This is a genomic window from Rodentibacter caecimuris, assembly GCF_001019715.1.
Taxonomy (GTDB): Bacteria; Pseudomonadota; Gammaproteobacteria; order Enterobacterales; family Pasteurellaceae; genus Rodentibacter; species Rodentibacter caecimuris.
Map to the genome: position 1 here is coordinate 976,587 of NZ_BBXJ01000001.1, position 12,911 is coordinate 989,497.

Here is a 12,911-nt window from a genome sequence, read left to right on the forward strand (position 1 = left end):
AATGATTTATTTACAACAGAAAAATACGTTTATAGCAAACGGAAAGACGGATAAAGCCCTTCGCCAACAACTACAAATAGAGGGCATTGATCCCCGTCGTTTTAGCCGTTTCACCCAGCTCGCCTTGTTGGGTGCATTACCACTAAAAAATAGTATTCAGCCCACTTGTGGTATTTATCTTGGTTCCCCCTTTAACTCACCAAGTAAATTTGACAAGATGTTTCATCAACTTAATGAATACGATATGCCGAGTCCATTAGATTTTATGGCGAATATCAATAATGCAGCGACGTTTCAACTTGCTCAAATCTTTCAAATAATGGGAAATTCAATCTTTCTACCGATTAATCAAAAAACAATCTGGCAACCACTTCAATTAGCAAAACTAGATTTAATCAACGGTGATATAGAACAAGCTTTGATCGGATGGGTGCTGGAAGGAAACCTAGAAAAACAACCGGAAGGCGCGATATTTTGGCTAGTATCCAAAGAGTCAGAAAGTGCGGTCAAAAAATTAGCAGTTTTGCCAAAATGTGAAGATATGCAAAATTTGGATTTTTTGTCGATTGTGCAAAAGATTTAATTTGGTCGGGTTTCACCCGACCGATTAAATTATGCTTTCCACCGCTTAAAAATCAATGAGGTATTTACACCGCCAAAGGCAAAGTTATTATTCATCACATAATCTGTGTGAATTTCACGCCCCTCCCCTCGAATATAATCTAGCTTACCACAGCGTTCATCAATATTATCTAAGTTTAACGTTGGGGCAAACCAAGCATCCCGCATCATTTCAATAGAAAACCACGACTCCAAAGCACCACAAGCACCGAGTGTATGACCAAAATAGCTTTTTTGTGAACTGAGTGGAATTTTTCCGAAGATAGCTTCGGTTGCGAGGGTTTCAGCAATATCGCCTTGTTCTGTCGCCGTACCGTGCCCATTCACATAACCAATTTTTTCGGGTGATAGATTGGCATCTTTAAGTGCTAATTCCATACAGCGTTGCATAGTGTCTTTTTGTGGACGGGTAACATGTGCCCCATCACTGTTTGCTCCATAACCGACCAGCTCGGCAATGATGTTCGCACCGCGTGCAAGGGCGTGTTCTAATTCTTCTAATACAAACATTCCTGCTCCCTCACCAATGACGAGACCGTCCCGATCTTTATCGTACGGACGTGGGGTTTTGCTTGGATTGTCCACGTTTCGACTTGCTGCATAAAGGGAATCGAAAACATAGACTTCCGACGGACAAAATTCCTCACCACCACCAGCTAGCATCATTGGAATAAGCCCATACTTAATTGCTTCATAAGCATAACCGATTCCTTGGCTGCCTGAAGAACAAGCACTGGAGGTTGGGATAATTCGCCCTGTTAAACCAAAGAAAATACCAATGTTTGCCGCAGTGGTATGAGGCATCATTCGAACATAAGTATTGGCATTGAAACCGTCCGATTTACCTGTCATCAAAAGTTCGGCCGCATCTTTGATGTCGTTGGTAGAGCCGGTTGAAGAACCACAAGCCACGCCCATTCTGCCATCTTTGAGATAAGCTAAAATTTCACCGTTTCCATCAAGTAAATTAGCGTTAGCCAAAGCACGCTCGCTAGCCTCCACAACAAACTGTGAAACACGCCCAAGACTGCGTAATTGTTTCCGCGTCCAATGTTTTGGTGGTTGGTAATTGTGAATTTCTGCACCTAAACGTGCTTCTAATTCAGGGTAGCGTTCAACCCAATCTTTTTTAGCTTGCACGGCATTTTGTTTGCGTTGAAATGCAGACTTTATTTCTTGCCATTCTTTACCAAAGGCAGTAACAGCCCCAATACCGGTGACAACAACTCGTTTCATCTTTGCTCTCATTATTTATTATAAAACAGGCTGATATAGAATCAGCCCTTACACAGTTAGCACAAGCCACCATTTACGCCGATAACTTGTCGGGTAATATAGGCAGCTCTTTCATCCATCAAGAAATCAACAGTATGAGCCACTTCATCAGGATTACCCATTCTGCCGGTTGGGATCATTTTTAAAATTTCATCAATCGGTAGATTTTCATCTAAAATTTCCGTATCAATTAATCCCGGAGCGACACAGTTAACGGTAATTTTGCGTTTTGCCAATTCTACTGCAAGGGCTTTTGCCGCCCCAATAATACCAGCTTTCGATGCACTATAATTCACTTGCCCACGATTACCAATAATGCCAGAAACAGAGGTAATACAAACAATGCGTCCGGCTTTTCGACGACGGATCATTGGCATCATAATCGGATGAAGCACATTGTAAAAACCGTCCAAATTAGTACGTAGTACCACATCCCAATCCTCATTGGTCAGTGCAGGAAAGGCATTATCACGGGTTAAACCAGCATTAAGCACCACACCATAATACGCACCATACTCTTCTACGTCTGCCAATAATTTCTGGGCGGTTTGCTCACGATTGCTCACATCAAATTGTAGCACTCTTGCACTTTTCCCTAAATTTCTGATTGATTGAGCGACATCTTCCGCCTCTTCAATACGGTTGCGGCAATGTACGACAATATCAAAGCCTGATTGAGCGAGACGCAAGGCAATCGCTTTGCCAATGCCTCGGCTAGAGCCGGTAATTAAAATAGTTTGCTTCATTGTATTCTCTTTTTAAAAAAGTGCGGTTAATTTTCTGTGTGTTTTTTTATCGGTATTTACTTGAGGACGGTAAACATTCAACGCTCCTTCAATTAAAACTTGCTCGGTGTCTAAATCTGTCAGGGAGCAGTCAAACACACCAAACCCGGTTGCATCTTCAATAGAAAGTTGAATACGAATCTGCAACCGATGTCCCAGTGTGACCAAGGGGGTGTAAAATTTTAGCTTTCGAGAACCAATCCAATAACCTAAACTAATTGGCTGTCCGGCTTTCATACATTTACAACCCGCCCAAGCCGCAATACCTTGTGCCATAATCTCAGCCGCCATATAAGTAGGTAATTCCCCATTTTTGACCAATAAACAAGCTTCCGTTGGTGTGGCTTCAGCAATCAGAAAATTATCGCCAAAATCGGTAATTTTTTCCAACATCACCATTTTTCCACTATGCGGTATAAGGGAAGCAACATTGGTTATCGGACATGTCAAGTCAATCATCTGTTTCCCCCAAAATAAGTACCGTATTATTACCGCCAAAAGCGAAAGAGCTACTTGCCCCTATTCGTTTGTCATTTATCCAACGACTGTGAGAATCCGTTAATGCAATGTCTGGTAGCAGTGGATCCTTTTCGCCATCCCATAATTGAGCGGGTAATTGCCCGGTTGGATTTAATGTTCGGTCAATCATTCCCCATAAAATCGCCGCTTCAATTGCACCCGCAGCCCCTAGAGTATGCCCGGTATAAGGTTTGGTACTGGTACAAAAAGTTTGATTGCCAAATACAACGCTGACAGCAAGAGATTCCATTTGATCATTATGGATTGTGCCTGTACCGTGTAAATTAATCCAACCGATTTGATGTGGTTCTACTTGTGCTGAGGCTAATGCGGCATGAAAAGCGGTCATTGCGCCTTCCCCCTGTGGGTGTGGCGATGACATATGATATGCATCGCTACTTGCCCCGTAACCTAATAGTTGTACGGATGTGTCATCAAGTTTTTCACGACTCATGATAAACACGGCCGCGCCTTCACCAATATTAATACCTTGACGATTAACGGAAAACGGATTGGTTCTTTTATCCGATAATACAGAAAGTGAGTTAAAACCCTTTACTGTGAGCAAGGAGAGGGTATCCACGCCACCACAAATCACTGCATCGCATATATTGACTTTGAGCAAACGTGCCGCAGTGATCAGTGCCTTTGCCCCTGAGGTGCAAGCGGTAGAAATGCCATAAACCAAGCCTTTCAAGCCATATTGATGTGCAATGAAATCAGCCGGAGCAGAAAAATATTGCTGTTGTTGTTTGAATTTTTCCCCAGACCAATCATTTGGATGTGCGGCTTCATATTTAAACACGGGAATGTTTTCATCCACACCAGTGGTAGAAGAGCCGATAACGACTGCAATACGATGCTCACCAAATCTTGTGATCGCCACCTCAATTTGAGGTTCCAGTTGCTGCAAGCAATGCCATAGTACTTGGTTGTTTCGGCTACGATGTTCATCAGCCAAATTCACCGGGAAGGGACGTAAATCCGTTTTAATCGATCCAAGCATATAGGCAGAGCCATTAAGATTCTCTGCTCGGAATAGCTGATCGGATAATGCTAGTGGTGAATCGCCCCTTTCCAATAAGGCTCGGACATGATGGGCAATACCTTCCCCCAAGCAAGTCAAAATAGCCGGACGGCTTAAATAAAGTGCGGTCATTTTTAATTTAGTTCTTCAATGTGCCAATAACTCATATCAGCTAGTTCAATATCTACCCCCGACTGCCGGGAAATAATTCGCCAAACTTGTTTTTTATCTACAAAATAGGTAGTCGCCTGTTGGGTTCGCTCAATGTGGCTAAATGTAAACAACGACTCCGTATTAAGTGCCGTAGCAATCGCCGAAAATAGCTGTTTGGCTTGCTGATTTGGCATAACAAAACCGTCATTTTGCCACCCTTCATTATTCAAAATGACGCGGGCGATAGGTGCACCCAAAGGATCACTTTGCACCCATCGCCATACCTGTGGTTGAGCGGATAAACTCAGCAAGCTGGATTGTTTCAACCCACCATTTATATCCCGTTGTTCCACTTTAAATAACCGCTCCGTTTTTTGTTGTAGTGGCAAAGTTTGAACCCTGGGTAGATTTGAACAGGCAGTTAAAAACAAACCGAACAAGCCCAACAAAAGGTATTTTTTCATCATTAATCTTGTGTCGCAACTCCGCACACTTCAGCCAAAGCTTTTAAACGTGCTTCAGATTTCGCCACATAAGGATTATTGGTATCCCAAGCATAACCTGCCAAAATCGAAGAAATCATTTGGCAGATCTCCGGTTGAGGATTGCGAGCATATACCACATCTTGGAATGATCCCTCATACCAACCTGTGACATAAGTTCTGAACGCATTTACGCCAACCATCAACTCATCAGCGAATTCGGTTTTCCAATCCACATTTTCTCCATTTAATTGATGGATAATTAAACCGCTTGCCAAACGAGCCGAGTGCAATGCAATGGTTACCCCTGATGAGAAAACGGGATCTAAAAATTCTGCCGCATTGCCCAACAGAGCAAAGTGTTTACCGAATAAGGTTTTCACGTTTGCAGAATAACCTTGAATATTACGAAACGGAAACTCGTTTTCCCAATTTGCATTCGCTAAAATGCGTTTTAGCATTGGACATTCCAGTGCAAATTTTTTCAATACAGTCTCATTATCACCTTCAAGGGTTTCAGGCAAGCCCACTACACCAATAGAACAACGGTTATCGGCAAATGGAATGAGCCATAGCCACACATCACGGTGTATTGGGTGGGTAGTAATTAAAATTTTGTTACGGTCAAAATCAGGATCGGTGATATTGTCATCAATATGCGTAAAACGTGCCACACGTGCAGGCAAACAAGAGGGCGTTTCTAAATCAAGTAAACGGGGCAATACTCGTCCGTAACCACTGGCATCTAATACAAAACGGGCTGACAAGCGGTATTCTTCGCCGTTTTCTTTGCGAATGGAAAGCTCTGCATTTTCTTGCGAATTATCGAACGCCAACACTTCTTCACCAAAACGAACATCTACACCTTTTTTCGCCACTTCATCAATTAAAATTTTATCAAAAATGCCTCGGCGAACTTGGTAAGTCGTACCGGGGCCGGGGGTGAATTTATCCGTAAAATCAAAATAGGTATAACGATTACCCCAAGTGAACGCTGCACCGTTTTTAAATTGGAAACTTGGCTCTGCGTGAACAGCATCGACTAAGCCTGCTTCTTCCAACATATCCATACAATAAGGCAGTAAACTTTCGCCAATCACAAAACGTGGGAAATGCTGTTTTTCAATCACACAAACCTTTAGGCCTTGTTTGTGCAATAAGGCGGCAGCAACCGAACCGGACGGACCGGCGCCAATAATTGCGACATCAAATAACGCCATAGATAATTCTCCAAATTTAACGAAATAATTTAAATGTGATTGCTACGCTAAACAATACGCCGATACTGACGGTTAACCCAAACATCGCCACCGCAGGGGTAGAACTAATACCCAATAACATAAAGGAAATCAAGGTAGTAAATGCGGTTAATAATACAGCAATCCGCTTATTAGATAAAGGTTCTTGAGCAGTTTGCATATAGGCGGTGTAATCCACGCCAATAGCGGAAACGAGCAACAGACCGAATAGTGAAAACAGTCCTATCGACAAACCGAGCCAACCGAAAACAGCAATCGTCATTACAATGGCAAGTAGTGCGGGTAACAACATCATCACGCCACGTTTTACCCCCCAAAACCGCCACAATAAAATGCCCGCCAAAACAAAAGAAAGCAGTTTCAGCCATGCCGCCTGATTGCGGGTATGTTCAAAGGATACATTTAAGTGAGCGCGTTTGTCTTGCCAAAAAATATCTTTGCCATTGGCAAATTGTTCGGCTGATTGACCCGCTTTTAAATTCACCCTCACTAGGCTTGCAACCTGATTACCTTCCAACTTGCCTAAATAAAACCCTTGCCAACCTTGCCCTATCTGTGTTTGTAACGCTTCCTTTAAAGATACCGTTTTAGCAGTTTTTAACTGCCGAACAGCTTGCCCAATCTCACTGTTCGACACACCAATTTGCGCCATAACGGCATAACTTTCTGGTGGTAATTCGGTTAGTTTTTCTGCCCATACCTGTTGTTGTTCTTTTGACATTACCCATTGTGAAAGAGCTTGGAATGCAATGCCTTGTTGAGATAATTGTTCTGTCAGTTTGTTCTCTTTTCGCAACAGTTTTTCATCATCGGGGGCGATCACTAACAAGTATTGACTACTTAAGTTCCCCCCCGTTAATTGAGCAATTTGTTGAGCTTCCTTCAACATCTTGTCCGGTAAGACAACCCATTGACGAATATCGTCTTTCCATTGAGTTTGGTAAATGCCCGCAACGGAAAAAAGCACCAAAAACAATATCATTATTTTATGGAAAGGTTGGCTAAAAAATCGATCTAAAACTGACCGCACTTTGATCCAACACATAGAAGGGGGCTTGACTTGCCAATGTTGAAATAAGTTCGGCAAAATAAACATTGTCGTTAACATCGCCCCAACTAATGCCACCATCGAAAATAATGCCGTTTGTTTTAAAATCGGTAAATGGGTAAAACCAAGCAATGCATAACCTACAAAGGTAATCAGTAAACTCATCAAAAAAGTAAAACGTAGCGAACGCATTGCCTGCATACCTTGCCAATTTGACGCAAACAAGGAAGAGGCAAGCCAGTGCAATGGGAAATCAATTAGTACGCCCACAAGGCTCGTACCAATTACAATGGTGAGAATATGCACCTGACCAAAACCTAAAATCACCCCACATAACCCACTTAGCATACCGACTAAGATCGGTAAAAATAACCATACAATTCGCCATGTTCGGAATACAAATAGCAATAACATCAGTGTTAAAGAAATACCTAATACACTCATCACACTGCTTTCGGTTTCTGCTTTTTGTTGGGCATCTGCGGTAAATAGGGCAGCACCGGTTACTAAAAATGTGGCTTGTTTTGCTTCTGCCAAGAGGCGATTTTCGCCCACCATATTTAATAAGGTGTGGACAGGTTTTATTGTTTCAGCTTGAGCCAATTCGCCACGCAATAGCACCCAAGTCATGCCATCTTGCTCGGTGTAAAGCATACCGTTATCCATATTCCACTGCATCGCAATGGCTGACGAGTTAAACACAAAACGTCCAAAGCCCAGCCAATCTTGTTCTAATGGCAATAAATTTGCTTTCTCGAATGGGTTTAAGATCTGCTCGGCGTAATGCTGAAAATAAGTTTCAGGTTGTTCAACCAACTGCTTACGCACTGAGGCAGGCAATGTGGCAAACTTCAATAAATTAAGTTCTTGTTGTAAAGCGGGTAAATCAGGTTGGATGTTGTCATTAATTTGCGAAAATAGATCACTTGCTTGCCATTGTCGGACAATCTCTGTCGCTAACTGAAAGGCTTGCTCTGCATCCTGATGACCAACCATTGCAATTAGCTGTTGGTTAAAACGGGTTTCTTGTTTTTGATCGGCTTGGATTTGAATAGACTGCCAACTTTGCTCTTCAGGTAACAAAGTACGCAGATCCGTTTGCAGCCAGTTTCCTTGACAAATGAGAAAGGTAAACAAGCCACAAACAGTAAGTAAGAAAAAAGTTGAAAGAACAGAAAGAGCGGTTGATTTTTTCATTAAATTTGCAAATTATTCCAATGCCTGACGGACAAAATCTGCCAAAGGCTGATTAATTCGATTATTTTTAAACGTGATGTCAGTTCTATCGCCCTGAGTTTCATCAAGCTGAATTCTTTTCACTACCTCATTACCTTGAATTGTGATCTGATTAAAGATCTGTTTCATCAATAGGGAGTCCGGCGTTAGCGTGACTTTCCATTGTTCTGTCGTACCGCTTAATGCCAGTTTAAACTGCGTCTTCAACCCATTCACATCCCCCGAAAGCAAGCCTAAAAAAAGTCGGATTTGCTCTGCTTGCCCTAATTTGCCATTATTGATCCATTGCTTGCCGTTCCACTGCATAATGCCCTTTTCGGTCACTCGAAGTTGGATGGGGAAGGGTTTTTCCATTTGCCATAACAACCCTTTATTTGCCACAAGCGTAAATTCCCCTTCAGTTATAATCGGGCGACTGAGAGCTTTAAGATGGCGTTCTTGCACAAAATCGCCTTGTACACTTTGTGGTTTTTGCAGCTGACTGATTAAATCTTGCTCTGAAAAACCATACGACCAAGTGCTTATCAATAAGCCCAAGAGAAAAATAATTTTCTTCATCATCTTTGCTCCGCTTTAAAACTCGGGTGACTTTCAACCGCACTTCGCCAACAGTTCGGCGTTTGGAATTGCATTTCTCCGCTTGCGATTTCCACCGCTACTTGAGTGGTACTCGCCGTGGTGAGTTTTTTTCCTGAAAGGGCATCGCGGATGACATAATCAATGCGAAGACTGCTCTCATATTCAACTAGGTTCAGCTCAATACGGATTTTTTGGCGAAATAAGGCAGGACGAACATATTTCACGTTCAACTGCACAATCGGCCAAGCGTAACCTTGGTTTTTCATCACATCGTAGGTGTAATGAATTTCTTCCAATAAAGCACAACGAGCCATTTCTAAATATTTGACGTAATGTCCGTGCCACATAATATCCATCGAATCCACATCAAAAAATTGAATATCGTATTCGGAAACGTGGTAGCAGAAAATGTGTTTTTTCATTCGGATTTTTTCCAGAAATCGTAAAAATTAAACCAAAGAAGCGGGTTGGCTTCACATTCTTTGGCAAGGCAATCGGCATATTGTTGCATAGCTTGTCGAATGTTTTCTTCCCGTTCTTTTCCACGCCCCGTAATTTGCGGGCAAAAACGGCGTAATTTCAAGCGGTAACGCCCTTGTTCTTTTAAACAAAAAACGGTATTGATCGGGGCTTTTAACAGTGAGGCTAAAAACCATACCCCTTGCGGAAAATCGGCTTCTTGCCCGAGAAAATTAATTTTCGCCATTTTATCGCCCCGCACCGGAATACGATCCGCCGCAATAGCAATCCACTCGCCACGTTCCAAGCGTTCGTGCAGCTCTAGCATTTTTTGTGCATCTAAATCTTCCACTTGAATCAGTGATAATTCGCTTGCTCCCGCTTTCACTAAAGCTCGATTAAAGGCTTCTGCGTGACGGCTATGTACTAATACATTCAAGCGAAAATTTGGGTGATGTCCATCGCCCACTAAAGAACGACATACTTCAATGTTACCGAAATGGGAACAAACGAGTAATTGTCCGCGATGCTGGTGGCTTGCACGAATATCTTGATAAAGGTTATCCGCATCATCAACGGTTAAATCTTTATAAGTCATTTTATGTTGCCATACTGCAAAGCGATCGGTAATTGATTCGCCAAAAGCTAAAAATTGTCGAAAAACCGAGAACGTAGGGAGTTTTACCTTTGGATAATTCCGGCTAAGATTATATTGATAAGTGCGGATATTCTTACGGGTGTTTTTTGATGTGGCAAAAAAATAACACACCACAAAAAAGGTCACGACACGAATAGCAAATAACGGTAAATACTGCACAATTAAGCGGGTAAGATTTAAGAAAAAATGATTACCACGCTCCTGCTGCTTCGCCCAATGCTGCGAGTGTTGCTCACTCATAGTGGTTTTCCTGTCAACCAACGGGCTAACATACCGAAGAAAAGTTTGGTATGCATTTTGCTAATCAGCCAGTTATCTGCCCACGCCCGAAAATGTGATACGCCTCCCTGCTCATAATGCACCGACGTATCTACCCAAATAAGTGGAATTTGATACCAATGAGCTTTAATCAGAATTTCAATATCGAAATCCATTCTATCTCCAAGCGGTTCATTTTTGAGTAAATTTTGCAAAGTCTTGAGCGGGTAAAGGCGAAAACCGCACATTCCGTCTTTAATATCAAAAGAATGGGTATGAATGACATTCCAAAAATCCGTAATTTTACGTCCATAAAGGCGGGATTTGGGGACATCATCGCTGTAAATCGGGCGACCACAAATAAGTGCGGTGGGATTTTTTTGCATTTTTTCCAGCATTATTTTTACATCGGCAAGATCATGTTGCCCGTCTGCATCAGCTTGTACGACATAATCAAATCCCATTTCTACGGCATATTTAAAACCACTTTTCATTGCCGCCCCTTTGCCGCCATTTTGTGAACGAAAATAAACAGAAACATCTTGTCTATTTTGTAGGGTTTGTAAGGTTGCTTGCTGTTCGACAGTCGAACCATCATCCACGACCAATACAGGTAAGCCAAGATCTAAAAACTGTTTCACCACATTGCAAATAGTGCCTGAGTGATTGTAGTGAGGGATTACCGCCAGTACCTTATGCATTACAAGTTATCGTCCTGTTGAGTGAGAAAAATTTGGTTAAAATCCAAACGACTGATTTTAGATTGGCTATTACGTGGTAGCTGTTGAGTGAAACGCCAAAACCGAGGAATACCGGCCATTTCTTGCGATTGCATTAGAAAATGACGGTGTTGTTCAATCAAGGCAACTCGTCCTTGTTGATGATAAACACGAATGCCTTCTTCCGTTAAGGCTACCCAAGCAGCAGGGCGTGCTTTCTTCGGGTGTGGGGCAATGTAGCAATCTGCGACCAAAGGTTGTTGGAGTAAATGCTGCTCAATACTGACGAGCGAAATTCGCTTATCACCAAACTTGATAATGCGATCAATCCGCCCCAGTAGTTTAAATTGTTCACCGTAAAATTCTGCCGCATCGGCGGTTTGTTCCCGCTGATTAAGCCATTGGGAATCCACCCACAATGCGCCCTGTTCATTCAATCCCACTTGAGTAAATGGGGTTGGGCGCCAAAGTCCATCGTCAGCCCGAAAAGCAATCGCGCCGGTTTCCGTACTACCATAGCACTCCACCACGGTTGTGTTGAGTTTTTCCCGTAAAGCATTGCCCACGTGAATAGGCAATACGCCACCTGCTGAAATGATGCCGGCAAGATTAAAATCAGCAAAACGTGAGTCAGCCGTATTTAAGTGGTTTAATAACGCAGGACTGCTGATCCAAAGACATTTTTTGGCATATAGACTCTCCGCGATCATATATTCAGGATAAGGCAACTGTTGACGACCAATTGTCCAGCCCATCGCTAACGGCAGCATAATGCGATAAGACAATCCATAATGATGTTGTGCGGAAACGCTTGAAACGATGTGAAAATCCGGCGTGTTAAAAGGGATAGAAGAGACGATCGCTTGTGATTCAATCCACATTTGTTGTGCCGTTTTACATAGAATTTTGGGTTCGCCACTGCTACCTGAAGTCTTCAACCAAATTTCCGTTTGATTTTCTTTATCAAAGAGCGGTCGGTTTTCGCTAACTTTTTGCAAAATTCCGTAAGTTTCAAACCGCTTGTCATCAAATAAAAAATCACTATGCTCGGCGATCCACTGTTGGTTTTCCGGCAATAAGTTAGGCGGAAGTAAAATTCGAACATTGGCATTAAAACAAGCCAATATAGCACAAGCAAAACTGGCAGCATCATCAAACCAAAATGCCACCGAATGTACATTATCTTGTTTAAGTTGTGCGGTAATTTGTTGTGAGCGTTCGGCAAAATCCTGCCATTTCCACTCAGGGTTTAATGCAATTAAGGTGTTAGGCGTAAAATTATTTTTCATAATGCTTCTTCATATATTGGCGGACAATCCATTCTCCCGCCATTAATATGCCCATTAAAAGATACGAAATGAAACCGTTATATAATGCCCAATAATCAAGTAAATTGGAATAAATCGTAATACTTGAAATCGCAATGTTGAAGATAAAAAAGCCGCACCAAATCAGGGTAACATTACGGGTATAACGTACACCTTTTTCACTCAGGTTCGGGGTTTGCATACGGGCAAAACGTTCAATGATGGTTTGTTTTTGCCATAAACTTGTGCCGAAAATAACCAACATCAAGCCGTTTATCATAATCGGATAACCATACATCATCTCATCGGTGCGGGTGATACCGACAATCATCAGTAATATGGCAATACCCCACGAGAAATACCGCATAGCAGTTTGTTCGTAAATCCCTTTTAATCCCCAAAAAAAGCCGATAATAAAAGGCAGTAAAACCAAAACCTGTGAACTTTCTCCCCATAACCAATAAATCGGATAAGCAAGACTAGCAAAAAATAAAACTAAATTGATAATGGCTTTCATCAAAACCGC

Annotated in this window: 14 protein-coding genes; 1 reads left to right on the top strand and 13 read right to left on the bottom strand. The window is 42.2% G+C overall.

The window, feature by feature from the left end:
* Window position 1 precedes the first annotated feature (1 nt).
* The gene (locus tag PNEUHYL_RS04700; RefSeq protein ID WP_059366093.1) at window positions 2–583 is read left to right on the top strand and encodes a beta-ketoacyl-[acyl-carrier-protein] synthase family protein; all 582 of its coding nucleotides are present in this window, start codon (window positions 2–4) and stop codon (window positions 581–583) included.
* A 29-nt stretch (window positions 584–612) separates the two neighbouring features.
* Here PNEUHYL_RS04700 and PNEUHYL_RS04705 read toward each other — a convergent pair whose 3' ends face one another.
* Genes PNEUHYL_RS04705 through PNEUHYL_RS04765 form a run of 13 tightly spaced genes read right to left on the bottom strand, consistent with a single transcriptional unit; the run spans window position 613 to window position 12,905 of the window.
* Complete coding sequence (locus PNEUHYL_RS04705) at window positions 613–1,857, bottom strand: beta-ketoacyl-ACP synthase (protein WP_059366094.1); 1,245 nt, start codon at window positions 1,855–1,857, stop codon at window positions 613–615.
* Window positions 1,858–1,913: 56 nt separating this feature from the next.
* Window positions 1,914–2,642 carry a 3-oxoacyl-ACP reductase FabG gene (fabG, locus tag PNEUHYL_RS04710; protein WP_059366095.1) on the bottom strand — a complete coding sequence of 243 codons (729 nt, stop codon included), beginning with the start codon at window positions 2,640–2,642 and terminating at the stop codon, window positions 1,914–1,916.
* A 12-nt stretch (window positions 2,643–2,654) separates the two neighbouring features.
* The gene (locus tag PNEUHYL_RS04715) at window positions 2,655–3,140 is read right to left on the bottom strand and encodes a hotdog family protein (protein WP_059366096.1); all 486 of its coding nucleotides are present in this window, start codon (window positions 3,138–3,140) and stop codon (window positions 2,655–2,657) included.
* A complete protein-coding gene (locus PNEUHYL_RS04720) occupies window positions 3,133–4,359 on the bottom strand; it encodes a beta-ketoacyl-ACP synthase (RefSeq protein ID WP_059366097.1) in 1,227 nt (408 codons plus the stop codon). The genes PNEUHYL_RS04715 and PNEUHYL_RS04720 overlap by 8 nt, the downstream gene beginning before the upstream one ends.
* 2 nt (window positions 4,360–4,361) lie before the next feature.
* The gene (locus PNEUHYL_RS04725; RefSeq protein WP_059366098.1) at window positions 4,362–4,844 is read right to left on the bottom strand and encodes a hypothetical protein; all 483 of its coding nucleotides are present in this window, start codon (window positions 4,842–4,844) and stop codon (window positions 4,362–4,364) included.
* A 2-nt stretch (window positions 4,845–4,846) separates the two neighbouring features.
* Complete coding sequence (locus PNEUHYL_RS04730) at window positions 4,847–6,082, bottom strand: NAD(P)/FAD-dependent oxidoreductase (protein WP_059366099.1); 1,236 nt, start codon at window positions 6,080–6,082, stop codon at window positions 4,847–4,849.
* 16 nt (window positions 6,083–6,098) lie between these two features.
* Window positions 6,099–8,366, bottom strand: a complete 2,268-nt coding sequence (locus PNEUHYL_RS04735) for an MMPL family transporter (protein ID WP_059366100.1) — start codon at window positions 8,364–8,366, stop codon at window positions 6,099–6,101.
* 12 nt (window positions 8,367–8,378) lie between these two features.
* Window positions 8,379–8,963: a LolA family protein gene (locus tag PNEUHYL_RS04740; RefSeq protein WP_059368816.1), complete on the bottom strand. Its 585-nt coding sequence runs from the start codon at window positions 8,961–8,963 to the stop codon at window positions 8,379–8,381.
* Window positions 8,963–9,406 carry an acyl-CoA thioesterase gene (locus PNEUHYL_RS04745; RefSeq protein ID WP_059366101.1) on the bottom strand — a complete coding sequence of 148 codons (444 nt, stop codon included), beginning with the start codon at window positions 9,404–9,406 and terminating at the stop codon, window positions 8,963–8,965. Before PNEUHYL_RS04745 ends, PNEUHYL_RS04740 begins: the two co-directional genes overlap by 1 nt.
* Window positions 9,403–10,341: an LpxL/LpxP family acyltransferase gene (locus tag PNEUHYL_RS04750; protein ID WP_059366102.1), complete on the bottom strand. Its 939-nt coding sequence runs from the start codon at window positions 10,339–10,341 to the stop codon at window positions 9,403–9,405. Before PNEUHYL_RS04750 ends, PNEUHYL_RS04745 begins: the two co-directional genes overlap by 4 nt.
* Entirely contained in the window at window positions 10,338–11,060 is a 723-nt protein-coding gene (locus PNEUHYL_RS04755; protein WP_059366103.1) for a glycosyltransferase family 2 protein, read from the bottom strand. The genes PNEUHYL_RS04750 and PNEUHYL_RS04755 overlap by 4 nt, the downstream gene beginning before the upstream one ends.
* A complete protein-coding gene (locus tag PNEUHYL_RS04760) occupies window positions 11,060–12,367 on the bottom strand; it encodes an AMP-binding protein (RefSeq protein ID WP_059366104.1) in 1,308 nt (435 codons plus the stop codon). Before PNEUHYL_RS04760 ends, PNEUHYL_RS04755 begins: the two co-directional genes overlap by 1 nt.
* Window positions 12,357–12,905, bottom strand: a complete 549-nt coding sequence (locus tag PNEUHYL_RS04765) for a COG4648 family protein (protein ID WP_059366105.1) — start codon at window positions 12,903–12,905, stop codon at window positions 12,357–12,359. Before PNEUHYL_RS04765 ends, PNEUHYL_RS04760 begins: the two co-directional genes overlap by 11 nt.
* Window positions 12,906–12,911: the final 6 nt, after the last annotated feature.